Annotated in this window: 1 protein-coding gene and 1 pseudogene; both read right to left on the bottom strand. The window is 71.4% G+C overall.

Annotated features, from left to right (window positions below):
* Nucleotides 1-412: prephenate dehydratase domain-containing protein (locus tag ACIKT0_RS19850; RefSeq protein WP_407106957.1), on the bottom strand; the 412-nt coding region annotated here is incomplete at its 3' end.
* A pseudogene (locus ACIKT0_RS19845) lies at nt 409-545 on the bottom strand (3-deoxy-manno-octulosonate cytidylyltransferase); the annotation flags it as partial. The pseudogene ACIKT0_RS19845 and the gene ACIKT0_RS19850, both read right to left, overlap by 4 nt.

Raw genomic sequence — 545 nt, 5'->3', positions numbered from 1 at the left:
CGATCTCGCGCGCGGAGCCCGCCGTGTCGGCCCCGATGACCGGCGTCAGCCCGAGCTCGCGGAGCTTGCGCCGGCACTGTCCGAGGGCCTGCACATGGCTCTGCGCGGTCTTGACCGAGGCCAGCGTGGCGCCCGGCGCGGCCAGGAGCTGGTGGTGGATCGGCATGAAGTATTCGCCGACGATGTGCAGCCGCGCGGTCGGCATCAGATGATGGACGTCCGCCACCCGGCCGTTCGCGGAGTTTTCGATCGGGATCATGCCGAGCGCCGCGTCGCCGGAAGCGACGGCGTCGAGCGCATCCTCGAAGCTCGCGCACGGAACCGCCTCCATCTCGGGGAAGACGGCCGCGCAGGCCATGTGGGAGTTCGCGCCCGGCTCGCCCTGGTAGGCGATCCTGCCCTGCCCGTTCATCGTCCGGCTCCCGCCATGATCTCGCGCGCCCGTTCGAGGTCTTCGGGCGTGTCGACGCCGAGCGGAACGACGTCCACCGCGACCGCGTCGATGCGCATGCCGGCCTCGAGCGCCCGCAGCTGCTCGAGCTTCT

The sequence above is a fragment of the Hansschlegelia beijingensis genome, assembly GCF_045505405.1.
GTDB lineage: Bacteria > Pseudomonadota > Alphaproteobacteria > Rhizobiales > Methylopilaceae > Methylopila > Methylopila beijingensis_A.
This window is presented reverse-complemented; position numbering and strand designations above follow the sequence as displayed.